Genomic DNA, 26,741 nt, shown 5'->3' with positions numbered 1-26,741 from the left:
CCTCTCCCCAGTACAACGCCGGGAAGCCCCCGAACGTTTCCCGCCCGCCGCCGGGCGGGCGGCGTTCAGCGGGGCGGACGCCGCCTGCCGGCCCGGCTGGACACGCCCCACTGGGTGATCCGCAGCGCCGCCTCGGCCATCACGTCGCGGCTCATCTTGCTCGTGCCGTGGACGCGCTCGACGAACGTGATCGGGACCTCCACGACGCGCAGGCCCTGCCGCACCGCCCGCAGCGCCAGGTCGATCTGGAAGCAGTAGCCGCGCGAGTCGACGCCGTCCAGCCCGATCTTGTCGAGCGTCGCGGCGCGGAACGCGCGGTAGCCGCCGGTGGCGTCGTGCAGCGGGATGCCGAGCATCAGCCGCGCGTAGGTGTTGGCGCCGCGCGACAGCGCCTCGCGGCGCTTCGGCCAGTTGCGGACCTTGCCGCCCGGGACCCAGCGGGCGCCGATGACCAGGTCGGCGTCCTGCAGGGCGGTCAGCAGCCGCGGAAGCTCCTCGGGCTGGTGGGAGCCGTCGGCGTCCATCTCGACCATGACGTCGTAGCCCTGCTCGGCCGCCCAGCGGAACCCGGCGATGTAGGCGGGGCCGAGGCCGTCCTTGCCCGCGCGGTGCAGGACCCTGATCTGCTCGTCCGCGGCCGCCAGGGCGTCGGCGACCTCGCCGGTGCCGTCGGGGCTGGCGTCGTCGACCACCAGGACGTCCACCGAGGGGACGGCCTCGCGCACCCGGCCGGCGATGCGCTCGATGTTGTCCCGCTCGTTGTACGTCGGGATGATCACGAGCACCCGGCCGAGGTCGGCTGGGATCTCCATCGGTGTCAATTCCCCTCGTTCTTCCTGGCCGACGTCCATGCCGCCGCGCAGACCGCGCCGAGCCCGAGCGCCGCGAGCGCCCAGTCGGGCGCGGCGCCGAGCCGGTCCGAGAGCGTCCGCGACGTCCGCGCCTGGACGGTCGCGACCTGCAGGTCCGGGACGAACTCCCGGGACTGGTCGATCATGCGGCCGTCCGGCGCGACGATCGCGCTGATGCCGCTGGTCGCGGCAACCAAGATCGTACGGCCATGTTCGACCGCGCGCAGCCGGGACATCGCGATCTGCTGCGGCGGCAGGCTGGTGCGGCCGTAGGTGGCGTTGTTGGTCTGCACGACCAGGAGGTCCCCGCGCGCGACGTCGCGGACCTCGCGGTCGTAGGCCACCTCGAAGCAGATCACGTCACCGACCGTGACGGGGCCCAGCCGCATGACGCCGGAGCGGGTGCCCTTGGCGAAGTCGCGGGGGACCCGCTCGAACCGCGTGATCAGCTTGGTGAGGACGTCGCGGAACGGCAGGTACTCCCCGAACGGGACGGGATGCCGCTTGACGTAGTAGTCGCCGGGCCCGGTCCGCGGGTCCCAGACGATGCCGCGGTTCTCGACCTTCTCGCCGTCGGGGGTGTCGGTGAGCGCGCCGACCAGGACGGGGACGCCGACGTCCTTCACCGCGCCGTCGATGGCGGTGTAGGCCTCGGGCTCGGCGTAGGGGTCAAGGTCGCTGGCGTTCTCGGGCCACACGACCAGCTCGGGCCTGGCGACCTCGCCCGCGCGGACCCGCCTGGCCAGCTCGTGGGTGGCCTGGACGTGGTTGTTCAGGACGGCCTTGCGCTGCCCGAGGTAGTCCAGGCCGAGGCGCGGCACGTTGCCCTGGACGACGGCGACGGTGACGGGCCGCCCGGACGTGGGGGTCGGGATCAGCGCGCCGCCCCCGGCGAGCGCGGCGATCACGGCGAGCGCCGCCGCGGCGGGCGCGGCCGGGGCCAAGGCGCGCCACTTCGGTCCGGTCCGCCCCTCCCCCTCCCCCTGCGGCTGCGCAGTACGGGCGCGGTAGGCGCGGTGGGCGAGGACGGCGGCGTAGGCGAGCAGCCCGCCGATCAGGGCGGTCAGGAACGTGACGAGGGGCGCGCCGCCGTAGGAGGCGTAGGGCGTCAGGGGCGAGGCGGTCTGGCTGAACGCGAGCCGCGCCCACGGGAACCCGCCGAACGGGACGTGCCCCCGGATCAGCTCCTCGCCGACCCACAGCGCGGCCGTCCACACCGGCCAGCCCGGCAGCCGGGCGACCAGGGAGATCCCGGCGCCGAGCGGCAGGAAGTACACGGCCTGGACGAGGCTGAGCGCGACCCACCCGTCCGGGCCGATGGCGGCGATCCCCTCCAGGACGGGCAGGAAGAACACGGCGCCGCCGACGAAGCCGAGCCAGGCGCCGGTGCGGGCGGCCTGGCCGCGCAGGGCGAGGGTGAGCAGCGCGACGCCCACGGGCGCGAGGACGGCGAGGTCGACGGGCGGGAACGCCAGCCACATGACCGGCCCGGACGCGGCGGCCAGCAGGGTGCGGGGCCAGCCCGCGCGGCCGCCGGCGCGGAGCCGGCCGGGGAGGCCGCTCAGCCGTCCCGGGCGCTCCCGGCCGCCGGGCTCGCCGCCTGGGCCCTCGTCCGGGCCCTTGGCCGGCGACCGGTCGGGCAGGGTCTCCTGGGCCACGTCCCACCTCGTTCGCTCGGTCTCTTGGTGGGAACGCTACCGGGCTCCGGCGGCCACGGCGACCATGCCCGCGCACGCACGAGCCCGCACACGCACGGGCGGACGAGCACGGGCGCGTGGCTTTTACGCACGGAAGAGGGCCCGCGACATCCGTCGGGCCGGAGTCGTCCCACAGGCGGTGGGAGCGAGGCTCCGTTTTCTACTGGATGTCCGGGCCCTTCCCGGGTCCAACCCCCCGCGCGATCGGGCGGCTCCGTCCGGGCACGGCCTCGGGTCACCGCGCTGGCTCGGGCGGACACGGCGTCGACCACTCGCGTGATCCCCGTCCCGTCGTGGCGCGGTGCCCGGTGGCGCCTCGGGCGGCCGATCGGTGAGTCCCGTGCTGGACTGCTGCAAAACTACCGGCTTCCGCCACCTTGTCAACCGCGGCATGTTCTGCGGCGACTCCGTGTTTCCCCAGCTCAACACCATGATCGCGGGGTCGGGCGAATTGGCCGCCGACACTTTCGATCATGGTGCGGCGGCAGGGTTCAGCCGCCGGGCGCGGACACCACGACGGTGCCGGACGCGGTGACCGCCACGATCGGGTCGGCGAGCGCCTCGGCGGCGGACTCGCCCTTGTCCGGACGGCCCCGGCACACCACGCGGGCCTCGAACTCCATGACCCGGCTGCGGGTGCCCGCGCGGGTGAGGACGGCGGTGGTCTCCAGCACGTCCCCCGCCCGGACGGGAGCGCGGAACTGCACGTCGGAGTAGGACGCGAACAGCCCCTCGTCGCCGTCGGTGCGGATGCACAGCTCGGTGGCCACGTCCCCGAACAGGCCGAGGACGTAGGCGCCGTCGACCAGGTCACCGGCGTAGTGGGCGTGGGAGTAGGGGATGTACCTGCGGTGCGTGACGGCCGTCCCCTCGCGCGGGCCGCTCGCGGTCTCCCGCGGGGGGACGGCCCCCCGCGTCGCCGGGTTCGCTTCGCTCATGTCACTCGTCCTCGTCCTCGTCCTCGTCGTCGTCGTCGGCCGGGCGGTCGGCGGCGGGCAGCAGCGCGTGGACGAGGTAGCTCGCGACCTCGGCGGGCGTGGTGCCCTTGCCGAAGATCCGGTCGACGCCGAGGTCGGCCTCGCTCACGGTGTCGAACCGGGGCCCGCCGACGACCAGCAGCGGCCGCCCCATCCCGCCGGCGACGGAGGTCGGGTACTCGGCGTGGAACGCGGCGGCCATCTGCTTGGTGTTGTGCAGGTGCGCGTTGCGCTGCGTGACGACCTGCGACACCAGGACGGCGTCGGCGTCCTCGGCCTTGGCGCGCTCGACCAGTTCCGCGACGGTCACCTGCGCGCCCATGTTCACCACCTGGATCTCCCGGTAGTACTCCAGGCCCTTCTCCCCCGCGAACCCCTTGACGTTGAGGATCGCGTCGATGCCGACGGTGTGCGCGTCGGTGCCGATGCAGGCGCCCACGACGACCAGCTTCCGGTTCAGCGCGCCGCGGATCGCCAGGTTCACCTCCTGGGACGTCAGCAGCGGGTAGGCGCGCTCCGCCGGGACGGGGATGGACGCGTAGTCGATGAGGTGCCCGACCTTCCCGTACACGATGAAGAAGGTGAAGTGGGGCCCCATCGGCTTGGCGTGCACGACGCTGGCGGGGTCCAGGCCCATCTTGCCGGCGAGCTGCAGCGCGGCGGCGTCGGCGCGCTTGCCCGCCGGGACGGGCAGGGTGAACGACATCTGCACCATGCCGTCGCCGGTGGTGTCGCCGTAGGGGCGGATCACCTGCCGGGTGTCGGCCGGGTCGGCCGGGGTCTGCGTCCCGGTCCCGGGGATCTCGACCGTCATGCGGGCACCTCCTGTTCGGCCGTGCCGCCCGCCGCGCCCACGGCGGCGGGCGGGGCGGCGTCCGGGTTCTCGGCGTCGAGGATCTCGATCGCGGGGTTGACGTAGCCGTCGGCGCGGGGGACGACGCCGTCCAGGCCCTTGCCGCCGTCGGGCGGGCGGCGGGTGACGCCGAACGTGCCGTCGGCGATGGCGTCGAGGAGCCCGTCGTCGGCGATGCGGCCGAGCAGGTCGACCGACTCCGACAGCACCTGCTTGGCGCGCTGGACGAGCATGCCGTCCGGGCGGGGCATGAAGTCCTCGGCGAGGCTCCCGCAGGCGTCGCGGACGTACCGGACGTTCTCCAGCGCCAGGTCGCGGTCCGACAGCCAGGGGGTGTGGATGCCCTCGGTCATCATCCCGATCAGGATGATCGACTGCCCGGTCATGACGCCGGCGAGGTTGAAGAACGCGTCCAGCAGGTACCCGTTGAAGATGTTGCCGGTCATGTGCTTGGTCGGCGGCATGTACTTCAGCGGCGCGCCGGGGAACAGCTCCCGGACCAGCTGCGCGTGCGCGAGCTCCAGCCGGAACGACCCGGGGATCGACGGGTCGATCTCGAAGGCGTGGCCGAGGCCGAGCTGCGCGTCGGCCAGGCCCGCCTCGTGCCCGAACCGCTCGTTCAGCAGCTGGCTGACGATCACGGTGTGCGCGGCGTCGACGGCGTCGGCGGTGGTGAGGTAGTTGTCCTCGCCGGTGTTGATGACGATGCCGGCGCGGGCGTGGATCTGCCGGGAGAAGCGCTGGTCGATGAACGTCCGGCGGGGGTTGATGTCGCGGAAGATGATCCCGTACATGCAGTCGTTCAGCATCATGTCCAGGCGCTCAAGACCGGCGAGCGTGGCGATCTCGGGCATGCAGAGGCCGGACGCGTAGTTCGTCAGCCGCACGTACCGGCCCAGTTCGCGGGACACCTCGTCCAGCGCGGACCGCATCAGCCGGAAGTTCTCCCGGGTGGCGTAGGTGCCGGCGTATCCCTCGCGGGTGGCGCCCTCGGGGACGAAGTCCAGCAGCGACTGCCCGGTGGAGCGGATCACCGCGACGATGTCGGCGCCCTCGCGGGCGGCGGCCTGCGCCTGCGGGATGTCCTCGTAGATGTCGCCGGTCGCGACGATCAGGTAGACCAGCGGGCGGGGCGGGTCGGCGGTGTCGGGGGTGGGCAGCTCGCGCAGCAGCGCGTCGCGTTCGGCGCGGCGGTGGTCGATGCGGGCGATCCCGGCGCGGGCCGCCTCGCCGGCGGCCTTGCGGGCGTGTTCGGCGTCGGTCCCGGCGGGCAGCCGGAACGACGCGCGGCCGCGGGCGGCGGCCTCGGCGAGGTCGCGGAGGGTGCCGTGCGGGCCGGTCAGCAGCGCGTCCCAGACGGGGAGCGCCACGCCGTGCTCCAGACCGACCTGGCCGCGGACGGCGTCGGCGAGGTGATTGGCCCACGGGCGGCCCTCGTCGTCGGCGCCGGTGAGCCCGGACAGGCGCAGCAGCGCGCGTTCGACGGAGACGGTCGTGTGGGAGCGGGCCATCCGGATGATCGGCTCGGCGGCGCGGGCGGCGAGCCGCCGGGCGGCGCGCACCGTCTCCGGGTCGAGGTCCAGCTTTCCGTGCGGCGCCATCGCCGTCTCCCCTCGCGCAGCCGCCCCTCTCAGGCCGGTTCCGTCAATCGTCCGTCAATCAGAGATCTCTACAAGAGATCTTCCGGCACGAACACCGTATTCCACAAGAACTACCACCAGTTCTTCCCCGTCTCACGCCGGTGGACAGCTCCATCTTCCCTGGCCGGGCGGTCACCTCACCGCCGGGTGAGGCTCGCGGCGGATCCCGGGCGTGGCGACTGACCGTAAATCTACAATCACCCCAGGTAGTGGCAGATCCGTCCCCCGGGAGAGCCATGATCGTTTACATTGCGGCCGCAGCGTGCGCGGTCGGCGTGGTGCTCATCGCGAGCCGGCTGGTCCGGCGGACGCCCGGCGTCGACGACCCCGACCCGGACGGCCCCACCACCGCCCACACCGGCGCGATGCTGTCCGCCCTGTTCCTGCTGGCGTTCGCCATCGCCGTCGTCGTGCCGTGGACCACGTCCGACTCCGCGCGCTCCAACACCTACACCGAGAGCCAGGCGATCGCCGAGGCGTACTGGGCCGCGTCGCGGCTGCGGCCGCCCGACGCGCAGCACGTCCAGCGGGCGCTGCGCGCCTACGTCGACCTGGTCCGCGGCCCCGAGTGGAAGCTCATGAAGGACGGCGAGCTCAGCCACCGCGGCTGGACCGACCTGGACCGCCTCCGCCGGGACGTCATCGCCCTCAGGACCGGCGACGACGAGGAGGTCAAGGAGGCCCGCAGCACCGTGCTGCTGCACCTCGGCGAGATCTCCGCCGCCCGCCGCCAGCGCGCCATGGACGCCCGCACCTCGCCGCCCGCCGGGCTGCTGATCATCACCGTGCTCACCGGGATCGTCGTCGTCCTGCTGCCCTTCCTCGCCGGCGCGCGGCCGCGCGGCATGACCCTCGTCCCGCTGGCGCTGATGGGGTCGCTGCTGGCGGCCGGGGCGTACCTGACCATCGACATCTCGCACGTGTTCACCGGCGCCCTGGCCGTCGGGCCGGACGCGTTCACGACCCTGGCCGCCGACCTGCAGCGCATCGCGGGAGGCGGCTGACCATGCGCCGCGCCCTCGTCCCGCGGGCCCGGCCCGTCAAGCGCGTCCGGTGCGTCGAGCGCGTCCGGCGCGTTCGGCTCGCCAGGGTCGTCTTCGCCGTTCTGGGCGGTGCCGTCGCGGGCGCGCTGGCCCTCCCGTCCTCCGTGCTCGCCGCCGGGCCGCCCCCGCCGTCGGCCCCGAAGCCGCGGATCAGCCTGTGCGTCGACGTGGAGATCGGCCCGGGCGGCGCGCACGGCCGACCAGGCCGACCCGGCTGGCCCACATGGCCCACTTGGCCGCCCTGGCCCACCTGCACACCGCCGCCGACACCGCCCACCCCTCCGACACCGCCGATACCGCCGATACCGCCGATACCGCCGACTCCGCCGATACCGCCAACGCCGACCGTCGTGCCGCCGACTCCGCCGACGCCTCCCGGGCCGACGCTCCCGACGCCGACGGCGCCCGCGCCGCCGTCCACGCCGCGTCCCCGGCCGACCGAGGCGGCCCCGGCCGCTCCCGCGCCGCCGCCCCGGACACGGCCGCGGCCGTCGTCGCCCAAGGCGACCCAGCCGGCCTTCGCGCGCTCGACGCCCCGCGCGGCGCGGACGCCGCCGCCGCGCCGCGACCCGCTCCGCACCTCGCTGGTCATAGCGGTCATCGCGATCGTCATCAGCGCGGGCGCCGCCATCGCGTTCGCCCGCTGACCGCCCCCGTCCGAGGGCGCGGCGCAGGGCGGGGCTAGCGGCGGCCCACCCCGCCGAACATCAGGAAGCGCTCGGGGTCGTCCACGGCCTCGCCCTCGTCCGGACGCCACAGCGGCACGTACACCAGCCCGGGGTCGAGCAGGTCCCAGCCGTCGAAGAACCGCAGGATCTCCGCGCGCGACCGGGACACGGCCGGGGAGCTCGCCCGGTCGTACAGCTTGCCGATCGCCGCGGTCTTGCCCGGTTCGGACTCGTGGGTGAGGTGGGAGATCACCAGGTGGCTGCCGGGCGCGCAGGCGTCCCGCAGCGCGGCGACGATCGAGCCGGGGTCCTCCTCGTGCTTGACCAGGTGCAGCGTCGTGACCAGCAGGAACGCGACCGGCCTTGCCAGGTCGAGCTGACCCTTCAGCACGGGGTCGGCGAGGATCTCCCCGGGGCGCCGCATGTCGGCCTGCAGGACGATCGCCCGGTCGTCGTCCGCGAGGATGGCGCGGCTGTGCGCCACGGCGACGTCGTCGTTGTCGACGTACACCACCCGCGCCTCCGGGTTGACGCTCTGCGCGACCTCGTGCACGTTTCCCTGCGTGGGGATGCCGGACCCGATGTCGACGAACTGGTCGACGCCCGCCCCGGCGACCGCGCGGACCGCGCGCCGCAGGAACGCCCGGTTCGCCCGCGCCAGTTCCCGCGCCTGCGGCTCGACCCGCAGCAGCCCGGTCGCCAGGTCGCGGTCGGACGCGAAATTGTGGTCTCCGCCGAGCAGGAAGTCGTATACACGTGCGACGCTTGGTCTTTGACTGTCGACCTCGGGTGGAACCCACTCGGAGCCCATGCGTCCACTCCCTTTTCGACCGATTGGCGCCGTCCGCGGGGACTCAGCGTAACGCGGTCCCGCCGGCGGCCCCGGCACACGGAACATGGAAGGCCGATGTCCGAACGACCCCCGCGGCAGGCGGCGCCGGTGACCGTCCTGCTGACCCCGGACGGGCGGATCACCGGCTGGAGCGAGGGCGCCGCGCGCCTGTTCGGCCGCGCCGCGGACGAGGCCGTCGGGTCCCTGCTCGCCGACCTGCTCACCGACCGGCTGGGACGTCCGGGCGCCGCCGAGCCGCTCGTCACCGCGCTCAAACGCGCCGCGGAGGGACGGCCGTGGCACGGCGCGCTGCCCCTGCCAAGCGGCGACCCGCCGGGCGGTGGCGTGTTCGACGGTGGCGTGGCCGGTGGCGGGCTGTCGGTTAGCTGCGAGCCGCTGACCGTCGCGGACGGCGGGACCGTCATCGCGCTGACGGTGTCCCCGTCGTGGGCCGGCGGGCTGGAGCTGCTCAGCGAGGCGGGCCGCCGCATCGGCTCGACCCTGGAGCTGCACCTGACCGCGCGGGAGATCGTCGACGTCGCCGTCCCGCGGTTCGCCGACGCCGGCGGGATCTACGTGCTGGAGCGGCTGCTCGCCGACGACGACCGGCCAGCCGCCGAGACCGGCGGCCCCGGCGAAGATCCCGGCGGCGGCGCGTCCGAGGGCGGCGGCCCGGCGGTCGTGCGGCGGCTGGCGGTCGCGTTCGCCGAGGACGACCCGCGCGGATGGTCCCGCGAGTTCCCCGTCAACGAGGTGATCGTCTACCCGCCGTCCACGCCGTACGCGCGGTGCCTGGCCACCGGCGGCATGGTCGAGTTCGGCGGCGACGCCGTCCAGGACACCCTCGCGCACCGCACCGGCCGCCTCATCGAGGGCCTGCTCGACCACGTGTCGCTGCTGGCGGTGCCGCTGGTGGCGCGGGACAGGGCGCTGGGGTTCGCGGTGTTCAGCCGCAAGCGCGGCCGGCTGCCGTTCGCCGCCGCCGACGCGGCCCTGGCCACCGAACTCGCCGCGCGGGCCGCGACGAGCATCGACAACGCGTGCCTGTTCCGGCGCGAGCACCGCACCGCCACGGCGCTGGCGTCGAGTCTGGTGCCCGCCGCGGTCGCCGCCCCGCCCGGCCTGGAGATGGCGCACCGCTACCTGCCGGCCCGCAGCGGCGTCGGCGGCGACTGGTACGACGTGGTGCCGCTGTCCGGCGACCGGATCGCCGTGGTGATCGGCGACTCGGTCGGCCACGGCGTCACCGCCGCCGCGGCGATGGGGCAGCTGCGGGTCGCCGCGCACACCCTGGCCAGCTGCGAGTTCCGGCCCGCCGAGGTGCTGGAGCGGCTCGACGCCATCGCCCAGGACCTGCACGCCGCCCAGTTCGCGACCTGCCTGTGCCTGGTCTGCGACCCGGCGACGCGGCGCTGCGAGGTGGCGTGCGCCGGGCATCCGCCGCCGCTGCTGGCCCTCCCCGGCGGCACCGTGCGCCATTTCTCCGCGCCGCGCGGCCTCCCGCTCGGCGTGTCCGACCAGGCGCATCCGCCCGAGTACGAGCAGGTCACCGAGACGATCCCGGTGGGCGCCACCCTCGCCCTCTACACCGACGGCCTCGTCGAGAGCCGGATGCGCAACGTGGACGAGGGCATCGCGCGGCTGGCGTCCGCCCTGGTCGCGTCCCGGGCGGGCACGCTGGAGGAGACCGCCGACGGCGTCCTGACCCTGCTGGCCGACCAGCAGGGCCGCGACGACATCGCCCTCCTCCTCATCCGTCCGGGCCCGGCCCGCGCCTGATCCCGCGTCCGTCACTTATTGTGTCGAGTTTGTTACATGCTGTATTCGCGTTGGTTAGAGTGCACGGCATGGCACCTCTCTTGGCCGCGCTCTGGGGCCTCGCCGGCGGCCTGTGCGTCGAGGGACTCGACCTCTACGCCCGCATCCACCGCGGGCGGGGATGGTCGTGGCGCAGGCCGATACCGCAGGGGTGGGTCGCGTTCGTGCTGTCGGTCGGGATCCGCTCCGGCGTGGGCGCGATCCTCGCGGCGGCGACGGCGGCGAGCGGCCAGGTCGAGGGCGCGTTCGCGGCCTTCGCGCTGGGAGTCGGCGCCCCGCTGGTGATCGAGCGCCTCGCCCGCGCCGTCCCGGTGGCGGGCCCGCCGGAGGCCCCGCCACCGCCCCGGAGCGCGCCGGAGACGGAGGTCACCGGTGATCCGCGCTGAGTCGTTCGCCGGCCGGCTGGTCGCGTCGCTCGCCCGGCCGCGGCCGGAACCGGCCGGCCGCCGGCCCGCGCCCGGGCTGATCGGCGCGCTGGCGCGGGACGCGGCGGGCGAGGCGCCGCCACGGCGCCCGCGGACCAGGCCAGCCCCACGGACCGGGCCGGGCCCGCGCGTTCCGGCCCCGCGGGACGGCTCCCGGCCGCCGCTCAAAGGCTTCGGGAAGCCCCTGCTCAGCGCGTTCCTGGCCGCCGCCGCGATGGCCGGAGGCGTCCTCGTCGACACCGCGATCCAGGAGCCCCGGCCGATGGTCGCGCCCGGCGGGGGGTTCATGCGCGTCACCGACGAGTCGGGCCGGATCACCGTGTCCGTCCCCGCCGAGTGGCGGGTGTGGCCCGGCCCGACCTGGGACCCGTCCACCGTGGGAGTGCGCGACGGCCGGCAGCGGCCCGTGCTGCGCGCCACCCCCGACCTGCGCGGGTTCCTCGGCGACGGGTCCGCCCCCGGGATCTTCGTCGGGCTGGTCTCGGCCGCCTCGGACGACGAGCTGCCGCCCCCCGCCGCGTCCGGCCATCCGAGCTGCGGCCCCCCGCGGGCACGGCCCTACCTCGCCGCCGGCGGGCTCCTCCACGGGTCCATCAGGCGGTTCACCGGTTGCCGCTCCGGGACGCCGTCCGTCGACGAGATCGGCCTCAGCGGCACCGGCCTCAGCGGCGACGGCGTCCGGGCGTGGGTCCGGATCAAGCAGCGCGACGACCGCGACCTCACCCTGGAGATCCTCGGGACGTTGCGGATCACCGGCGCCTGACCCGCGTCCGCCGCGTGACCGCGCCCCGCTAGAGGCCGGGGATCTCGTGGTTGCGGAAGGCGTCCACGAAGTAGGTGTGGTCGTCGCGGACGATCTCGGCGTACTGGGTGCCGAACGCGACCATCGCCGCGACGAACGCCGACTCGTCCGGGCCGATGACGGCGTCGATGGCGTCCTCGACCTGGAACCCGACCAGGGTGTGGTCGGAGTCGGTGTCGGACACGCAGTGCACCTTGGCGGTGGCGCGTCCCAGGTCGTCCAGGACCGACAGCATCTCCTCCGGCTCGGTGAGGCCGCTCCAGTCCAGGTCCTCCTCGTAGGGGGACAGCTCCTGGACGACGTACCCGACGCCGTCGATCTGGGTGTGGCCGAGCCACGGGTCGCTGTTGGCCTGCAGCGCCCGGCGCGACACGGCGGTGCGGTGCCCGTGGTGCTGGAAGTACGCGCCGATGCGGGGGTCGTCGACGACGCGGCTGGCGGCGGCGACGTTGCCCTGCTTCATCGACAGCACGACGTCGTTCTCCAGCGCCTGCGTGTTGCCCTCCACGAGGATGTTGTACGCCGACAGGCCCGCGGAGCCGATGCCGAACCCGGACGCGCCGACGATGTCCTTGACCTGGTAGGTGAGGCTGCCGAACCGCTTCTCCGCCGGGATCGTCGTCAGGTACTCCTGGTAGGCGGCCTCGACCTTGGCGCGCTCGGCGTCGTCCAGGCGGCGGACGCCGGGACGGTCGCGGAACCGCCGGTCGGGCCCGGCGACCTCCGTCATGCCGGCCAGCAGCCCGATCCGGGTGCCGCCCATCGCCGCGACGAGCACGTCCCGGACGTACCCGCCGGTCGTGTCGAGCGTCAGCGCGAACTTCTCGTCGCCGTCGTGCGCCGCGAACCGGCGGACCTGGTCGACGTAGCCGCGCACGTAGGTCTCGATGAGCCGCCGGATGTCGGCGTCGGAGATCGCCTTCTGCCAGGCCAGCAGCGCCAGGCTCGCGACGAGCCGCTTGACGTCCCAGGTGAAGTGCCCGACGTAGGCCTCGTCGTAGTCGTTGACGTCGAAGACGAACACGCCGTCGTCGTCCATGTAGGTGCCGAAGTTCTGCGCGTGCAGGTCGCCCTGGATCCAGACGCGGGACGTGCGCTCGTCGGCCCACGGGTCGTCGTCGTGGACGATGTCGGCGTAGAACAGGCAGGCGCTGCCCCGGTAGAACGCGAACGGGTCGGACGCCATCTTGCGGAAGCGGCGGCGGAACTCGGCGGGGCTGCGCTCCATCAGGTCCGAGAACGCCTCGACGAGGACGTCGACGATCTGCGCCCGGCGCTCCTTCGGGTCCCGTCCGCGCAGCTCCTCGGTGATGCTCCCCATGCCGTCTCCCTCAATGATCCGATTCCCCCGCCGCGTCCGGCGCGTTCCCGGTCATTGTGCCGAATCGTCCCCGGTCCTGGAGGTGAACAGCGCACGGACGGCGGGTTCCGACCGCAGCAGGTCGAGCGCGGCGGCGGCGTGCCCGGGGACGTAGCCGTTCCCGATGAGCATCGTCACGTCGGCGGCGAGGCCCTCGGCGCCGAGCGCGGCGGCGGGGAACGACGTCGCCATCGAGAAGAACACGACGGTGCCGCCGGGCGCGGTCGCCAGGATCGCGCCGTGCTCGCAGCCGGGCACGTCGACGCAGACGACGGTGACGTCGACGGGGTCCCCGACGGCGGCGGCGACGGCGACGGGGTCGCGGGCGTCGGCGCGGACGACCACGTCGGCGAGGCCGGTGGCCGCCAGCCTCTCCTCTTCCTCGGCGGTGGGGACGAGCCCGATCAGGCGGGACGCGCCGGCGCCGCGGGCGGCGGCCAGCGACAGGCAGCCGCTCTTGCCCGCGGCCCCGAGCACCGCCACGACGGGCGCGTTCTCCCGGGACGCGACGACGCGGCGGGTGAGGGCGGGCGCGCCGCACACGTCCATGACGGCGAGGGCCAGCGGAACCGGCAGGTCGCCGGGCAGCACGGCGGCGATGGACCGCGCGAACAGGATGGCGTGTCCCTCGGCGGGCACCTGCTCCGACAGGCCGTCCCAGCGGGCCAGGCCGTCGGTGATGGCGAGCGGGGTGAGGGTGAGGGACACGAGGGTGGCGACGCGGTCGCCGGGCTTGAGGCCGAGCGGCGAGCCGGGCCCGGCCTCGTCGACGGTCCCGACGAGCATGCCGCCCGACCCGGTCACCGGGTTGTGCATCTTGCCGCGCTCGCCGACGATCCGCAGCACCTCGGCCCGGATCGCGTCCGGGTCGCCGCCGTGGGCGGTGTGCAGCTGCCGGTAGGACGCGGCGTCCAGGTTGAGGCGCTCGACGGCGATGCGCACCTCGTCGGGGCGGATCCGCGGGTCGGGGTCAAGGCGCAGCGCGGCCTGCGGCAGCACGCCCGCGGGCTCCAGCACCCGATGCAGCCCCACCGCCGTGCCCGCGCCGCCCGCGCCGTCGCTCATCGCCGTCCCCGCCCCTCGCTCGAATGCCCCGGCGTTGCGTAAGATGTACCGAACACTACTGGTTTCATCGAAAGTCTTCCCGTAACGTCGGCCTCGTACAAGAGTTTTATGCGATCAGTATGAGGCGAGGAGGCGGTCGAGGATGACCACTGCCCTGCACCCGGACACGGACGGGCCCGTCCTGTCGGACGAGGCCGTGCGCCAGCCGTACGTGTACCGGCGCCGGCCGCTGGTGGAGCCCGACTGGCGGCGCCTGCCCGGCTGGCGGGACGTCACGCAGGACGAGTGGGAGTCGGCCCAGTGGCAGCGCGCCCACTGCGTGAAGAACCTGCGCCAGCTCCGCCAGGTCATGGGCGACCTGCTGGACGAGCCGTTCTACGCCGACCTGGAACGCGACCAGGCCGAGCGCGCGACGATGTCGATGCTGCTGCCCCCGCAGATGCTGAACACGATGGACGTCTCGTCCACCGACGGCTTCTACGCCGACCCCGTGCGCCGCTACATGCTCCCGGTGTTCAGCGACCGCCGCACCGACTGGCCGTCCCACCCCCACGCCGAGCGCGACTCGCTGCACGAGGCCGAGATGTGGGCGGTCGAGGGCCTCACGCACCGCTACCCCACCAAGGTCCTGGCCGAGATCCTGCCGACCTGCCCGCAGTACTGCGGGCACTGCACCCGGATGGACCTCGTCGGCAACTCCACCCCGAACGTCGACAAGCACAAGTTCACGGCCAAGCCGCCGGACCGGCTCGGCGCCATGCTCGACTACCTGCGCCGCACGCCCGGCGTCCGCGACGTGGTCGTGTCCGGCGGCGACGTCGCCAACATGCCGTGGCCGCGGCTGGAGTCGTTCGTCGCCTCGCTGCTGGAGATCGACAACATCCGCGACATCCGGCTGGCGAGCAAGGCGCTGATGGGCCTGCCGCAGCACTGGCTCCAGGACGACGTCCGCGCCGGCATGGAGCGCCTCGCCGCGACGGCGCACGAGCGCGGCGTCCAGATCGCGATCCACACGCACGTCAACGCCGCCCAGTCGGTGACGCCGCTCGTCGCCAGGGCGACCCGCGCGATGCTCGACAGCGGGATCCGCGACGTCCGCAACCAGGGCGTGCTGCTGCGCGGCGTGAACGACTCCCCCGCCGCGCTGCTGGACCTGTCGTTCGCGCTGCTCGACGAGGCCGCGATCATGCCGTACTACCTCTACATGTGCGACATGATCCCGGGCAGCGAGCACTGGCGGCTCGCGGTCTGGGAGGCGCAGGAGCTGCAGCACGCGATCATGGGCTACCTGCCCGGCTTCGCCACCCCGCGGATCGTGTGCGACGTCCCCTACGTCGGCAAGCGCTGGGTGCACCAGCTCGCCGACTACGACCGCGAGCGCGGCGTCTCCTACTGGACGAAGAACTACCGCACCGCCCTGGAGGCGTCCGATCCCGACGCGCTGACCAGGCGGTACGAGTATCACGACCCGATCTACACGCTGCCGGAGCGCGGCCGCGAGTGGTGGCGGCGGCAGGCGGAGGCCGCCTGATCGGTCGGGTTGGATCGCTCCCGCCCGGCGCCTTTACGTTGTAGATCAGGAACGTGGCGGCCTCTCGCGTCCGCCTATGCTCGAACGGGTGACCTCCGACCTGACCTGCCGGTTCCCGCTCGGCGCCGCCGTCACGGCCGCCGACCTGGAGGACGATCCGCACCCGCACCTGGCGCGCCTGCGCGAGCGCGAACCGGTCTCCTGGCTGCCCGCGCTCGACGGCTGGCTGGTGACCTCCCGCGCCCTGGCCCTGCGCGTCATGCGCGACGCGGACGCGTTCACCGTCGACGACCCGCGCTTCTCCACCGCGCAGGTCGTCGGGCCGAGCATGCTGTCGCTGGACGGGCCCGTCCACACCCGCCACCGCGACCCGTTCGCCCGCCCGTTCCGCCCCGCCCTGACCCGCGAGCGGTTCACCGCGTTCGTCGAGGACGAGACCGCGCGCCTCGTCGGCGGGCTCGCCCCGGCGGGCCGGGCCGAGCTGCGCGGCGAGCTGGCCGGGCCGCTGGCCGTCGCCGTCGTCACCGAGGCCCTCGGGCTGGACGGCGTGGACGCGGCCACCGTCCGGTCCTGGTACGGCGCGTTCGTCGAGGCCGTCTCCGCGATCACGGCGGGCGGCGCGGCGCCGCCCGCCTCGGGCGACGCGTACCGGCTGCTCACCGCGGCCGTCGAGGAGGCGATCACCGCGTCCCGTCCCGGGTCGCTGCTCGCCGGGGCCGCGCGCGACGAGGCGGGGCTGACCACCGCCGAGGTCGTCGCGAACGCCGCGATCCTGATGTTCGGCGGCATCGACACCACCGAAGGCATGATCGCCAACGCCGTCCTGCACCTGCTCGGGCATCCCGGCCAGCTCCGGCTCGTCCTGGACGACCGCGGCCTGCTGCCCGCGGCGATCGAGGAGTCGCTGCGGCTGGAGCCGTCCGCGTCCGTCGTCGACCGGTACGCCGTCCGCGACGCCGAGATCGGCGGGACGGAGGTCAGCGCGGGCGACCTCGTCCGCGTGTCGCTCGCCGGCGCCAACCGCGACCCGGCCGTGTTCGCCGACCCCGACCGCTACGACGTGCGGCGCCGCAACGCCGCCGAGCACCTGGCGTTCGCGCACGGCCCGCACTTCTGCTTCGGCGCCCACCTCGCCCGGCTGGAGACCGGGACCGCCCTCGCCGCCCTGCTGGACCGGCTGCCCGGGCTGCGGCTCGACCCGTCCCGCCCGGCCCGCCCGCACGGGCTGGTCTTCCGCAAGCCGCCGCGGCTGGATGTCCGGTGGGAGACCTGATGTGGGAGCATTCCCCAATGATCGTGGAACGCCGGGTCGAGCTGCGCTTCGCGCAGGAAAGCCGTGAGGCCGAGACGCACACCAACCTGTCCGCCGTGCGCCAGGACGGCCGCTGCCTGTGGGTCGCGGGCGACGAGACCGCCACCATCGAGCGGCTGACCGCCGCCCTGGACGGCGACGGGCGCGTCACCGGCTACGACGGGCAGGCCACGGTCGCGCTCGCCGACCTCGTCCCGCTGCCCGCCGGCCCCGGCGAGGAGGCCGACATCGAGGGGCTGGCGCGCGCCAACGGCTGGCTGTGGGCGGTCGGCTCGCACAGCCTCAAGCGCAAGAAGATCAAGCCGGGGCAGAGCGACGCGAAGTCGCGCAAGCGCCTCGCCACCGTCGTCCGCGAGGACAACCGCTTCATCCTCGTGCGGCTCCCGCTGGTCACCGGCGAGGACGGGCTGCCAGGCGTCGTCCGCGAGGACGGCGACCGCACCGCCGCCGTCCTCGGCCTGGACAGGGACTCCATCACCGACCTGCTCGCCGGCGACCCGCACCTGGCGCCGTTCATGTCCGTCCCGAGCAAGGACAACGGCATCGACATCGAGGGCGTCGCCGCGCACGGCGACCGCCTCTACATCGGGCTGCGCGGGCCGGTGCTGCGCGGCTGGGCGGTGCTGGTGGAGATCCGTCCCGGCGACCACCCGCGCGACCCGCGGCGGCTGCGCGCGCTGCCCGTCGGCGACGACGGCGAGCCGTACCGCACGCACTTCCTCGACCTGCGCGGACTCGGCATCCGCGACCTGTGCCCGCACGGCGACGACCTGCTGGTCCTCACCGGCCCCAGCATGGACCTGGACGGCCCGGTGCAGGTCGTGCGGTGGCGCAACGCGGTCAAGGCCGACGCCGCCGAGATCGTCACGGCCGACGAGCTGGAGGTGGTGGGCGACCTCCCCTACGGCGACGGCGACGACCACGCCGAGGGCATCGCCGTCCTGGACGAGGGGCCCGGCACCCGCGTCCTGGTCGTGTACGACAGCCCGTCGCCGGAGCGGCTCACGGCGGACGGCGGCGTCCTCGCCGACGTCGTCACACTCCCCCAGTAAGCGCTCGCTTTCGCCTTCTGCGAGGATGGACCGCGTGACCGGCGGACGCGGGAGGACGGGGCGAGCATGATCGAGTGGTCCGACGAAGACCTGATGATCCGGGACGCGGTGCGCGGCTGGATCGACGCGGAGGTCAGGCCGAACCTGGACGCGCTGGAGTCCGGCGACCTCCCGCCGTACGACCTGCTCCGCGACCTCTACAAGACGTTCGGCATGGACGAGCTGGCCCGCTCGTCCTTCCGCGCCCGCGGCCGGGACGAGGAGCGGCCGCCGCGGGGCGCGAATGCGGCGATGACGATGATCCCGGTGATCGAGCTGTGCCGGGTCGCGCCCGGGCTGGTGGCGGCGATGGGCGTCGGCCTCGGCCTCGCCGCCGGAACGATCATGAAGCGCGGCACGCCGGAGCAGCGGGAGCGCTGGGCGCTGCCGCTGCTCACCATGGAGAAGATCGGCGCCTGGGCGATCACCGAGCCGGACTCGGGCTCGGACGCGTTCGGCGGCATGCGGTCCACCGCGCGGAAGGTCGGCGACGAGTACGTCATCAACGGCGGCAAGACCTTCATCACCAACGGCCCCTACGCCGACACCATCGTCTTCTACGCAAAACTCGACGACGGGAGCGACCCACGCGATCGGGAGATCCTCACCTTCGTCCTGGACAGGGGCATGCCGGGGCTGGAGCAGAGCAAGCCGCTGCGCAAGATGGGGCTGCACTCCTCCCCCACCGGCGAGCTGTTCCTCACCGACGTCCGCGCGGGCGCCGACCGGCTCCTCGCGGCGGGCGAGGGCGGCGGCAAGGCGTCGGCGAAGCAGAACTTCGTCACCGAGCGCGCCGGCGTCGCCGCCATGGCACTCGGCGTCATCGAGGAGTGCCTGAGGCTGTCGGTCGAGTACGCCAGGACGCGCGAGCTGTGGGGCCAGCGGATCGGCGACTTCCAGCTCATCCAGCTCAAGCTCGCCACGATGGAGGTCGCGCGGCTCAACGTCCAGAACCTGGTGTTCCGGCACATCGAGATGCAGCGCGCCGGACGCGCCCCCACCCTCGCCGAGGCGTCGGCGATGAAGCTGTACGCGGCGCAGGCGGCGAGCGAGGTCGCGCAGGAGGCCGTGCAGCTGTTCGGCGGCAACGGCTACATGAGCGAGTACCGCGTCGAGCAGCTCGCCCGCGACGCGAGATCGTTCCAGATCTACGCCGGAACCGACGAGATCCAGGTGACGCACATCGCCCGCGACCTGCTGTCCCGCTGACCTCCGGGAGGCCCGGCGGCGAGGTGAACACGCCGCGAACTTTCGCGTCGGAGAGGCCGTCGAAGAGGGGGAGGGCGGGTGAGGGCCGATCACCCGCCCTCGCAGAAACGCCATTCTGGACAGCCGACGACGGGGACTGGATACTCACAGCTATGGACGGTCAGCCCTCATTCCCGGTGAGAGCGTCCGACACGGAGCGGGACCGGGCGCTGCGCGTCCTCAGCGACCGCGTGGCCGAGGGCCGGATGTCGAACGAGACGTTCGAGCGCCGCGTCGACCAGGTGCTCCAGGCCCGCAGCCAGGCCGAGCTGGCCGACATCGTGCACGACCTGCCGTCCGGGAACCGCGTCCTCAACCGGCTGACCGGCATCGTGTCGTCGGTGTCGCAGGTGACCGCGCGGATCGAGGCGGCCTGGCGGGCGCCGCGGCTGCCGCGGTTCATGCTCCCGCCCGGCGACCTGAAGCGGATCGTCGTCGGCCGCGCGCCCGGCTGCCAGTTCATCCTCACCGACCTGACCGTCTCGCGGTTCCACGCCGAGATCTACCGCGCCGACGAGGGCTGGATGATCTCCGACCTGGGGTCGATGAACGGCACCCGCGTGAACGGATGGCGGCTGACCGGCCCGGCCCGCGTCCGGCCCGGCGACGAGGTCGGCTTCGGCAACTCCAGCTTCATCGTCACCGCCCCCTGAGCGCTCCCCCTCCGCCGTGAAGGGCCGGGTCCGGCCTGGGTCTTGACGTGATCGTTAAGAGTCCTTACTTTCTCCTCCAAGTTAGGAAACCTTCTTAACGCGAGACCTTCTGCGCACGGAGGCGCCGCCGTGTCCACGCCCGTCCCCGGGACGCCCAGCCTGCTGCGGGCGATCAACGACCGCGCGGCGCTGGAGGCCCTGCTGGACCGGGGGCCGCTGACCCGGCCGCAGATCTCCGACCTCACCGGCATCTCCAAGCCGACCGCCTCGCAGCTGCTCGCCCGGCTGGAGGAGGCCGGGCTCGTCGTCCGCGACGGCATCCGGGAGGGCCTGCCGGGACGCACCGCCGAGCTGTACCGGATCAACGGGTCCGCCGCGCACGTCGCGGGCGCCGACGTCACCCCGGCGCGGATCCAGGTCAGCGTCGCCGACCTGGCCGGGACGGTCGTCGGCGAGCACACGCTGCCGACGCCCGGCCGCACCGGCGTGGACGTCGTCGCCCGCATGGCCGCCGCGCTCGACGGCGCCGCCGCCGCGGCCGGGCTGGCCCGCGGCGGCCTCGGCCGCGCCGTCATCGGCATCCAGGGCGCCGTCGACCCGGCGACCGGGCGGCTCGGATACGCCTCCCACATCCCCGGCTGGCACATCCCGGACCTGGTCGCGACGCTGACCGGCGGGCTCGGCGTGCGGATCGCGATCGAGAACGACGTGAACCTCGCCGCCCTCGCCGAGCGCGCCGGCGGGCAGGCGGCGGGGGCGAGCGACTTCGTGCTGCTGTGGGTCGCCGACGGCGTCGGCATGGCCGTCGTGCTGAACGGCGCCCTGCACCGCGGCGCGACGGGCGGCGCCGGCGAGATCGGCTACATGCCCGCGGTCGGCGCGCCGCTGATGCGGGACGTGCGCCGCACCCACACCGGCGGCGTGCACAGCCTCACCGGCGGCGCCGCCGTGCTGAAGCTGATGCGCGAGCACGGGTTCCGCGGCCGCGACGCCGCCGTCGCGCTCCGCCGCGCCGCCGCCGACGTCGGCGCCGCCGCGGCCGGGACGCGCACCGCCTCCGACGCCGGGGCCCGCGCCGAACGGGCCCTCACCGAGCTCGCGACCCGTCTCGGCGTCACCCTGGCCACCGTCGTGGCCATCGTCGACCCCGCCCTCGTCGTCCTCACCGGCGACGTCCTGCGCGCCGGAGGCGAACCGCTCCGCGCGCGCGTCGAACAGCACCTGCACAGCCTGACGATCCCGCGCCCCAAGGTGCGGCTCAGCACCGTCCAGGGCAACCCCGTCCTGGCCGGAGCGCTTCAGCAGGCACTCCGGGAGACCCGCGACGAGGTCTTCTCCAGCACCGTCCCCGTCCCCTGACCCCCTCCGACCGCCGACTCCCCTCTCCCACCACCGCATTCCCGACCGGCATCACTCCCGACCCGGCATCACTCCCCGACACCGTGACGGCTGCAGACGGCCGTCCCACCCCTGAAGGAGAACCGGAGTGCCCACCACCATCACGCGCCGGCTCGCGGCCGCCCTAGCCGCCGCGGCGCTCGGCCTCACGGCGGCCTGCACCGCCGGCGGCGACGATTCGTCCGACGAGGGCCCGAAGTCCGACGAGAAGCAGACCATCGAGGTCTGGCACGGCTGGAGCGCCCCGCACGAGGTCCAGGCCTTCAAGGACGCCGTCGCCGGCTTCAACAAGGCCCACCCCAACATCACCGTCAAGCTCGTCGAGGGCCAGACCGACGAGCGCATCACCAACGCCATCCGCGGCGGGAACCCGCCCGACGTGGTGTCGTCGTTCACCACCGACAGCGTCGGCCAGTGGTGCCAGAGCGGCGCCTGGCAGAACCTCTCGCCCTACATCGGCAAGTCCAAGGTGGACCTGAACCAGTTCCCGCAGGCGGTGCGCAAGTACACCGAGTACAAGGGCACCCGGTGCGCGATGCCTCTGCTCGCCGACGCCTACGGGCTCTACTACAACAAGGCCCTGATGAAGGGCGAGCAGCCGCCCAAGACGATCAGCGAGCTGACCGCGCTGGCCAAGAAGCTCACCGTCCGCGACCCGGACGGCACCATCAAGGTCGCCGGGTTCATGCCGTCCGCGCAGTACTACGAGCACATGGTGCAGCACATGGCCCCGCCGTTCGGGGTGAAATGGCTGACCGACGACGGCAAGGCCAACTTCGCCAAGGACCCCGCCTTCACCGCGTACCTGAAGTGGAACAAGGAGCTCATCGACTGGTACGGCTACGACAACGTCAAGAAGTTCCTGCGCTCGCTGGGGCAGGAGTTCGAGGCGGCCAACCCCTTCCAGAAGGGGAAGGTGGCGATGGCCATCGACGGTGAGTGGCGCACCAAGTTCATCGAGAAGGAGGCGCCCAAACTCGACTACGGCACCGCGCCGTACCCGGTCGCCGACGACAAGCAGTCGCTGTACGGGGGCGGCTTCATCGCCGGCACCGTCATCGGGATCCCGCGCGGCGCCAAGCACGCCCAGGCGGGCTGGGAGTTCGTCCGGTACCTCACGACCGAGACCCAGGCGCTGGTGACGCTCGCCAACGGGCTCGGGAACGTGCCGTCCACGATCCCGGCGCTGTCGTCGCCCGACCTGAAGCTGCCGCCGCAGTTCAAGACGTTCCTGGACGTGTTCAAGCATCCCGCGAGCAACACCACGCCGCCGACGCCGAACGGCAACGACTACATCGTGCGGTTCCAGAAGTTCGTCCAGGACGAGTGGGAGACCGGCAAGGCCAAGGACCTCGGCCCCGCGCTCACCAAGCTCGACGGCGAGGTCGACGGCGCGCTCAAACTCGCCGGAGGCTGACCGGTGGCACTCGGTTCCCTGCGGCTCCGCTCCTTCGGCGGGGCGCGGACCGGGACGGCGGCGGCGCGGGCGCGCCGCCGCCGGCGGCTCCGCGTCCTGGCGTTCCTGTCCCCGTGGCTGGTCGGGTTCGCGCTGTTCTTCGCCTACCCGCTGGCCGCCACCGTCTACTTCTCCTTCACCCGCTACAACCTGTTCACGCTGGAGTACGTCGGCTGGGACAACTACGCCTACCTGTTCGACGACGGCCAGGCCTGGACGGCGATGCGCAACACGCTGTGGCTGGTCGCGGTGCTCGTCCCGCTGCGGGTGCTGTTCGGCCTCGGCGTCGCCCAGCTCCTCACCAAGATCAAGGCGGGCGGGGGCGTGCTGCGGTCCATCTTCTACCTGCCGTACCTGATCCCGCCGGTGTCGGCCACGGTCGCGTTCGTGTTCCTCATGAACCCCGGCACCGGACCGTTCCCGACGATCCTCGACCGGCTCGGCCTCACGCTGCCCGACTTCTTCAACGAGGCCGCCTGGGCCAAGCCCGGGCTGACCCTCCTCGGCCTCTGGGCCGTCGGCGACATCATGATCATCATGCTGGCGGCGCTGCTGAACGTGCCGCGGTCGCTGTACGAGGCCGCCGCGATCGACGGCGCCGGCGCCTGGTCCAGGTTCCGGCACATCACGCTGCCGACCGTGTCGCCCGTGCTGGCGTTCTGCGCCGTCACCGGCGTCATCGAGACGCTCCAGTACTTCACGCAGGCGATGGTGGCGGGGAAGGTCGCGTCCGGGCGCGCCGACCTGCCCGGCACCCAGTACACGCCCGGGTATCCGGGCGACTCCACGCTGACGTTCCCGCAGTGGCTGTACGACCAGGGGTTCCGGCAGTTCAACATGGGCTACGCGAGCGTCCTGGCGCTGGTGATGTTCGCCATCGCGATGGTGTTCACGCTCTTCCTGCTCCGCCAGTTCAAGGCGTTCGCGGGCGAGGAGGCGTCGTGAGGTCCGGGGGCAGGACGCGGCGGGCGCTGCTGTGGGTCGCCGTGCACGCCACCGCCGTCGCCGTCGCGCTGATGTTCCTCGCGCCGCTGGTGTTCATCGCGCTGACCGCGGTGATGAGCGACCGGCAGGCGCTGAGCGACGACCTGTGGCCGCGCGACTGGCAGTTCGGGAACTTCGTCGACGTGTTCAGCGGCGACATGGTCCGCTGGACGATCAACAGCACGGTCTACGCGGGCCTGTCCACGGTGTTCATGCTGGTGTCCAGCGTCCCGGTGGCGTACGCGCTGGCCCGGTTCCGGTTCCGCGGCCGCAACCTCGCGCTGGTCGTGGTGATCTCGGCGATGATGCTGCCGCCGCAGGTCACGATGGTGCCGCTGTACATCGTGTGGGCCCGGCTCGACCTGACCGGCACGCTGTGGCCGCTGATCATCCCGCAGCTGTTCGGGGACGCGTTCTCCATCTTCCTGCTGCGCCAGTTCCTGGTGACGATCCCCCGCGAGTACGCCGACGCCGCCCGGGTGGACGGCTGCGGGGAGTTCCGCACGATGATCCGGGTCATCCTGCCGATGGCGAAGCCCGCGCTGGCCGCCGTCGCGCTGTTCCAGTTCTTCTACTGCTGGAACGACTACTTCCGGCCGCTCGTCTACGCCGACCCCGACCACTGGACCCTCGCGATCGGCGTCGCCACGTTCCGCGCGGCGCACGAGGTCGAGTGGAACCTGACGATGGCGGCGACGCTGCTGACGATCCTGCCGGTGCTGGTCGTGTTCTTCCTCGCCCAGCGGGTGTTCATCCAGGGTGTGACCTTGACGGGAGTGAAGGGTTGAAGCTGACAGTCATCGGGGGTGGGTCCACCTACACCCCGGAACTCGTCGACGGGCTCGCGCGCGCGCACGCCGCGCTGCCGGTGTCGGAGCTGGTGCTGCACGACCCCGACACGGAGCGCCTCGAACTCGTCGGCGGCGTCGCCGCGCGGATGCTGCGGCGCGCCGGGCATCCCGCGACGGTGACCACCACCGGCGACCTCGACAAGGCGGTCGCGGACGCGACGGTCGTGCTGCTCCAGCTGCGCGTCGGCGGCCAGGCCGCCCGGCACGTCGACGAGACGCTCCCCCTCGAATGCGGCTGCGTCGGGCAGGAGACGACCGGGGCGGGCGGGCTCGCCAAGGCGCTGCGGACCGTCCCCGTCGTGCTGGACATCGCCGCCCGCGTCGCCGACCTCGCCCCCAGCGCGTGGATCGTCGACTTCACCAACCCGGTCGGGATCGTCACCCGCGCGCTGCTGGACGCGGGCCACCGCACGGTCGGGCTGTGCAACGTCGCGATCGGGTTCCAGCGCCGCGCGGCCAAGTTGCTGGACGTCCCGCCCGACCGGGTGAGCCTCGGACACGCCGGGCTCAACCACCTCACCTGGGTGCGGTCGGTGCTGCTGGACGGCCAGGAGGTCCTGCCCCGCCTCCTCGACGAGCACCCCGACGCGCTCGCCGAGATCTCCGGGCTGCCCGCGCCGTTCCTGCGCGGGCTCGGTGCCGTCCCGTCGTACTACCTGCGCTACTTCTACGAGCACGACCGCGTGGTCGAGGAGCAGCGCGGCGCGCCGTCGCGGGCGGAGGCGGTCGCCGCGCTCGAACGCGACCTGCTCGCCCTCTACGCCGACCCGTCCCTGGACACCAAGCCCGCCCGGCTGGACGAGCGCGGCGGCGCGTTCTACTCCGAGGCCGCCGTGCAGCTCGCCGCGTCGCTGCTGACGGGACGCGGCGACGCGCAGGTCGTGAACGTCCGCAACCACGGGACGCTGCCGTTCCTGGACGACCGCGCCGTCGTCGAGGTGCCGGCGCGGATCACCTCGTCGGGGGCGGTGCCGCTGTCCGTCCCGCCGGTGGAGCCGCTGTTCGCGGGGCTGATCGCGCACGTGTCGGCCTACGAGGAGCTGGCCCTGGACGCGGCGCTGCGCGGCGGCGTCGACCGCGTCGCCGCCGCGCTCCTCGCGCACCCGCTGATCGGCCAGCGCGACGTGGCCGACCGCCTCGCCCGCGACCTGGTGGCCGCCAACCGCGCCCACCTCCCCTGGGCCGCGTGATGGCCGCTCCCGCGAACCCGCAGGGAGGCGTGCTGGTCGCCGTCGACGGCGGCAACAGCAAGACCGACGCGGCCGTCGTCGGGACCGGCGGGGAGCTGCTCGCCACCGTCCGCGGCGACGGGTTCCGCCCCCAGCTCGACGGGCTGGACACCGCGCTGGACGCGCTGTCGTCCGTCATCGACGCCGCGCTGCGCCGCGCGGGCGCGCTGCCCGGCGACGTCGCCCACCTCGCCGCCTACATGGCCAACGTGGACCTGCCGGGCGAGGAGGAGCGGCTGGAGAAGCTGCTGCTCGGCCGGGGCGCCGCCGCGAGCGTCGCGGTCGGCAACGACACGTTCGCGCTGCTGCGCAGCGCCGTCACCGCCGGGTGGGGCGTCGCCGTGGTGTGCGGCGCGGGCATCAACTGCGCGGGCGTCGCGCCCGACGGCCGCACCGCCAGGTTCCCGTCCCTCGGGCCGCACACCGGCGACTGGGGCGGCGGCGCCTCACTCGGCCGCTCGGCGCTGTGGCACGGCATCCGCGGCGAGGACGGCCGCGGCCCCGGCACCGCGCTGACCGGCGCCGTCGCCGCGCACTTCGGCGTCCGGCGGGCGATCGACGTCGGGCTCGGCATCCATCTCGGCGAGTTCGACGAGGGGCGCCTCACCGGCCTCGCGCCCGTCCTGTTCGACGTCGCCGAGGGGGGCGACGCGGTGGCCCGGGAGGTCGTGGCGCGGCTCGCCGACGAGGTCGCGGTCCTCGGGTCGGTGGCGCTGCGGCGGCTGGACCTGCTGGACGAGCCCGCCGACGTCGTGCTCGGCGGCGGCGTCCTGGCGGCGCGGCGCCCGCTGCTCATGGACGGCGTCGCAGACCGCTACGCCGACCTCGCCCCGCACGCCCGGCTCCTCGTCCCCGAAGACCCCCCGCTGCTCGGCGCCGCGCTCCTCGCCCTCGACCACGCCACCGCCCCGCCCGCCGCCCACGACGCCCTCCGCGCCGCGTTCCGCCGCCGCTGAG

Annotated in this window: 24 protein-coding genes; 16 read left to right on the top strand and 8 right to left on the bottom strand. The window is 73.7% G+C overall.

All coding sequences use genetic code 11. The annotated features are described in order from the left end of the window. Positions 1–65: 65 nt before the first annotated feature. The 5 genes from ACH34T_RS05480 to ACH34T_RS05460 all read right to left on the bottom strand — a co-directional run bounded on the left by ACH34T_RS05480 (position 66) and on the right by ACH34T_RS05460 (position 5,979). Complete coding sequence (locus ACH34T_RS05480; RefSeq protein ID WP_395990840.1) at positions 66–812, bottom strand: polyprenol monophosphomannose synthase; 747 nt, start codon at positions 810–812, stop codon at positions 66–68. Positions 813–817: 5 nt separating this feature from the next. Continuing rightward, a complete protein-coding gene (gene lnt / locus ACH34T_RS05475; protein WP_395990839.1) occupies positions 818–2,509 on the bottom strand; it encodes an apolipoprotein N-acyltransferase in 1,692 nt (563 codons plus the stop codon). 530 nt (positions 2,510–3,039) lie between these two features. Then, entirely contained in the window at positions 3,040–3,486 is a 447-nt protein-coding gene (locus ACH34T_RS05470) for a hotdog fold domain-containing protein (RefSeq protein ID WP_395990838.1), read from the bottom strand. A 1-nt stretch (position 3,487) separates the two neighbouring features. Further along, positions 3,488–4,339, bottom strand: coding sequence for an OAM dimerization domain-containing protein (locus ACH34T_RS05465; protein ID WP_395990837.1), 852 nt, complete (start codon positions 4,337–4,339; stop codon positions 3,488–3,490). Continuing rightward, positions 4,336–5,979: a lysine 5,6-aminomutase subunit alpha gene (locus tag ACH34T_RS05460; protein WP_395990836.1), complete on the bottom strand. Its 1,644-nt coding sequence runs from the start codon at positions 5,977–5,979 to the stop codon at positions 4,336–4,338. Before ACH34T_RS05460 ends, ACH34T_RS05465 begins: the two co-directional genes overlap by 4 nt. Before the next feature lie 275 nt (positions 5,980–6,254). Here ACH34T_RS05460 and ACH34T_RS05455 point away from each other — a divergent pair, with 275 nt between their 5' ends. Further along, positions 6,255–7,022, top strand: a complete 768-nt coding sequence (locus ACH34T_RS05455) for a hypothetical protein (protein WP_395990835.1) — start codon at positions 6,255–6,257, stop codon at positions 7,020–7,022. Between the two features lie 262 nt (positions 7,023–7,284). Further along, positions 7,285–7,746, top strand: coding sequence for a hypothetical protein (locus ACH34T_RS05450; protein ID WP_395990834.1), 462 nt, complete (start codon positions 7,285–7,287; stop codon positions 7,744–7,746). On the opposite strand, the gene ACH34T_RS05445 is transcribed toward ACH34T_RS05450, so the two are convergent. Continuing rightward, positions 7,743–8,540 (bottom strand): SAM-dependent methyltransferase, encoded by a 798-nt coding sequence (locus ACH34T_RS05445; protein WP_395990833.1) that lies wholly within the window; start codon positions 8,538–8,540, stop codon positions 7,743–7,745. The two genes, ACH34T_RS05450 and ACH34T_RS05445, sit on opposite strands and share 4 nt — an antisense overlap. 96 nt (positions 8,541–8,636) lie before the next feature. On the opposite strand from ACH34T_RS05445, the gene ACH34T_RS05440 reads away from it, so the two are divergent. The 3 genes from ACH34T_RS05440 (at position 8,637) to ACH34T_RS05430 (ending at position 11,567) form a co-directional block, all read left to right on the top strand. Beyond that, positions 8,637–10,340, top strand: a complete 1,704-nt coding sequence (locus tag ACH34T_RS05440; RefSeq protein WP_395990832.1) for a SpoIIE family protein phosphatase — start codon at positions 8,637–8,639, stop codon at positions 10,338–10,340. A gap of 68 nt (positions 10,341–10,408) precedes the next feature. Next, positions 10,409–10,765, top strand: coding sequence for a hypothetical protein (locus tag ACH34T_RS05435; RefSeq protein ID WP_395990831.1), 357 nt, complete (start codon positions 10,409–10,411; stop codon positions 10,763–10,765). Next, on the top strand, positions 10,752–11,567 hold the full coding sequence (locus ACH34T_RS05430) for a hypothetical protein (RefSeq protein ID WP_395990830.1): 816 nt from the start codon (positions 10,752–10,754) through the stop codon (positions 11,565–11,567). Before ACH34T_RS05435 ends, ACH34T_RS05430 begins: the two co-directional genes overlap by 14 nt. A gap of 28 nt (positions 11,568–11,595) precedes the next feature. Here ACH34T_RS05430 and ACH34T_RS05425 read toward each other — a convergent pair whose 3' ends face one another. Beyond that, complete coding sequence (locus ACH34T_RS05425) at positions 11,596–12,927, bottom strand: DUF2252 domain-containing protein (protein ID WP_395990829.1); 1,332 nt, start codon at positions 12,925–12,927, stop codon at positions 11,596–11,598. A gap of 51 nt (positions 12,928–12,978) precedes the next feature. Further along, the gene (locus ACH34T_RS05420) at positions 12,979–14,031 is read right to left on the bottom strand and encodes an L-erythro-3,5-diaminohexanoate dehydrogenase (RefSeq protein WP_395990828.1); all 1,053 of its coding nucleotides are present in this window, start codon (positions 14,029–14,031) and stop codon (positions 12,979–12,981) included. Between the two features lie 142 nt (positions 14,032–14,173). Between ACH34T_RS05420 and ACH34T_RS05415 the strand changes: the two genes are divergently transcribed. The 11 genes from ACH34T_RS05415 (at position 14,174) to ACH34T_RS05365 (ending at position 26,740) form a co-directional block, all read left to right on the top strand. After that, positions 14,174–15,562 (top strand): KamA family radical SAM protein, encoded by a 1,389-nt coding sequence (locus ACH34T_RS05415; protein ID WP_395990827.1) that lies wholly within the window; start codon positions 14,174–14,176, stop codon positions 15,560–15,562. 88 nt (positions 15,563–15,650) lie between these two features. Next, positions 15,651–16,835 carry a cytochrome P450 gene (locus ACH34T_RS05410; RefSeq protein ID WP_395990826.1) on the top strand — a complete coding sequence of 395 codons (1,185 nt, stop codon included), beginning with the start codon at positions 15,651–15,653 and terminating at the stop codon, positions 16,833–16,835. Positions 16,836–16,852: 17 nt separating this feature from the next. Beyond that, positions 16,853–17,926 (top strand): DUF3616 domain-containing protein, encoded by a 1,074-nt coding sequence (locus tag ACH34T_RS05405; protein WP_395990825.1) that lies wholly within the window; start codon positions 16,853–16,855, stop codon positions 17,924–17,926. A gap of 66 nt (positions 17,927–17,992) precedes the next feature. Next, a complete protein-coding gene (locus ACH34T_RS05400; protein WP_395990824.1) occupies positions 17,993–19,174 on the top strand; it encodes an acyl-CoA dehydrogenase family protein in 1,182 nt (393 codons plus the stop codon). Between the two features lie 152 nt (positions 19,175–19,326). Then, on the top strand, positions 19,327–19,866 hold the full coding sequence (locus ACH34T_RS05395; protein WP_395990823.1) for an FHA domain-containing protein: 540 nt from the start codon (positions 19,327–19,329) through the stop codon (positions 19,864–19,866). A 129-nt stretch (positions 19,867–19,995) separates the two neighbouring features. Beyond that, the gene (locus ACH34T_RS05390; RefSeq protein ID WP_395990822.1) at positions 19,996–21,225 is read left to right on the top strand and encodes an ROK family protein; all 1,230 of its coding nucleotides are present in this window, start codon (positions 19,996–19,998) and stop codon (positions 21,223–21,225) included. A 127-nt stretch (positions 21,226–21,352) separates the two neighbouring features. Continuing rightward, positions 21,353–22,681: an ABC transporter substrate-binding protein gene (locus tag ACH34T_RS05385; protein ID WP_395990821.1), complete on the top strand. Its 1,329-nt coding sequence runs from the start codon at positions 21,353–21,355 to the stop codon at positions 22,679–22,681. Positions 22,682–22,684: 3 nt separating this feature from the next. Beyond that, entirely contained in the window at positions 22,685–23,665 is a 981-nt protein-coding gene (locus tag ACH34T_RS05380) for a carbohydrate ABC transporter permease (protein WP_395990820.1), read from the top strand. Further along, positions 23,662–24,492, top strand: coding sequence for a carbohydrate ABC transporter permease (locus tag ACH34T_RS05375; protein ID WP_395990819.1), 831 nt, complete (start codon positions 23,662–23,664; stop codon positions 24,490–24,492). Before ACH34T_RS05380 ends, ACH34T_RS05375 begins: the two co-directional genes overlap by 4 nt. Beyond that, on the top strand, positions 24,489–25,745 hold the full coding sequence (locus ACH34T_RS05370) for a 6-phospho-beta-glucosidase (RefSeq protein ID WP_395990818.1): 1,257 nt from the start codon (positions 24,489–24,491) through the stop codon (positions 25,743–25,745). Before ACH34T_RS05375 ends, ACH34T_RS05370 begins: the two co-directional genes overlap by 4 nt. Further along, entirely contained in the window at positions 25,745–26,740 is a 996-nt protein-coding gene (locus tag ACH34T_RS05365; RefSeq protein WP_395990865.1) for an N-acetylglucosamine kinase, read from the top strand. Before ACH34T_RS05370 ends, ACH34T_RS05365 begins: the two co-directional genes overlap by 1 nt. Position 26,741: the final 1 nt, after the last annotated feature.

It is taken from the genome of Actinomadura sp. 9N215, assembly GCF_044326345.1.
Classification (GTDB): Bacteria; Actinomycetota; Actinomycetes; order Streptosporangiales; family Streptosporangiaceae; genus Spirillospora.
Note: the sequence above shows the minus strand (reverse complement) of the source record. Positions and strands in the feature narration are given on the sequence as shown.

Coding starts and splice junctions, on each gene's coding strand:
- ACH34T_RS05480 (WP_395990840.1), bottom strand. CDS start 812: ATGGAGATCCCAGCCGACCTCGGCCGGGTGCTCGTGATCATCCCGACG.
- ACH34T_RS05470 (WP_395990838.1), bottom strand. CDS start 3,486: ATGAGCGAAGCGAACCCGGCGACGCGGGGGGCCGTCCCCCCGCGGGAG.
- ACH34T_RS05465 (WP_395990837.1), bottom strand. CDS start 4,339: ATGACGGTCGAGATCCCCGGGACCGGGACGCAGACCCCGGCCGACCCG.
- ACH34T_RS05460 (WP_395990836.1), bottom strand. CDS start 5,979: ATGGCGCCGCACGGAAAGCTGGACCTCGACCCGGAGACGGTGCGCGCC.
- ACH34T_RS05455 (WP_395990835.1), top strand. CDS start 6,255: ATGATCGTTTACATTGCGGCCGCAGCGTGCGCGGTCGGCGTGGTGCTC.
- ACH34T_RS05450 (WP_395990834.1), top strand. CDS start 7,285: ATGGCCCACTTGGCCGCCCTGGCCCACCTGCACACCGCCGCCGACACC.
- ACH34T_RS05445 (WP_395990833.1), bottom strand. CDS start 8,540: ATGGGCTCCGAGTGGGTTCCACCCGAGGTCGACAGTCAAAGACCAAGC.
- ACH34T_RS05440 (WP_395990832.1), top strand. CDS start 8,637: ATGTCCGAACGACCCCCGCGGCAGGCGGCGCCGGTGACCGTCCTGCTG.
- ACH34T_RS05435 (WP_395990831.1), top strand. CDS start 10,409: ATGGCACCTCTCTTGGCCGCGCTCTGGGGCCTCGCCGGCGGCCTGTGC.
- ACH34T_RS05425 (WP_395990829.1), bottom strand. CDS start 12,927: ATGGGGAGCATCACCGAGGAGCTGCGCGGACGGGACCCGAAGGAGCGC.
- ACH34T_RS05420 (WP_395990828.1), bottom strand. CDS start 14,031: ATGAGCGACGGCGCGGGCGGCGCGGGCACGGCGGTGGGGCTGCATCGG.
- ACH34T_RS05415 (WP_395990827.1), top strand. CDS start 14,174: ATGACCACTGCCCTGCACCCGGACACGGACGGGCCCGTCCTGTCGGAC.
- ACH34T_RS05405 (WP_395990825.1), top strand. CDS start 16,853: ATGATCGTGGAACGCCGGGTCGAGCTGCGCTTCGCGCAGGAAAGCCGT.
- ACH34T_RS05400 (WP_395990824.1), top strand. CDS start 17,993: ATGATCGAGTGGTCCGACGAAGACCTGATGATCCGGGACGCGGTGCGC.
- ACH34T_RS05395 (WP_395990823.1), top strand. CDS start 19,327: ATGGACGGTCAGCCCTCATTCCCGGTGAGAGCGTCCGACACGGAGCGG.
- ACH34T_RS05365 (WP_395990865.1), top strand. CDS start 25,745: ATGGCCGCTCCCGCGAACCCGCAGGGAGGCGTGCTGGTCGCCGTCGAC.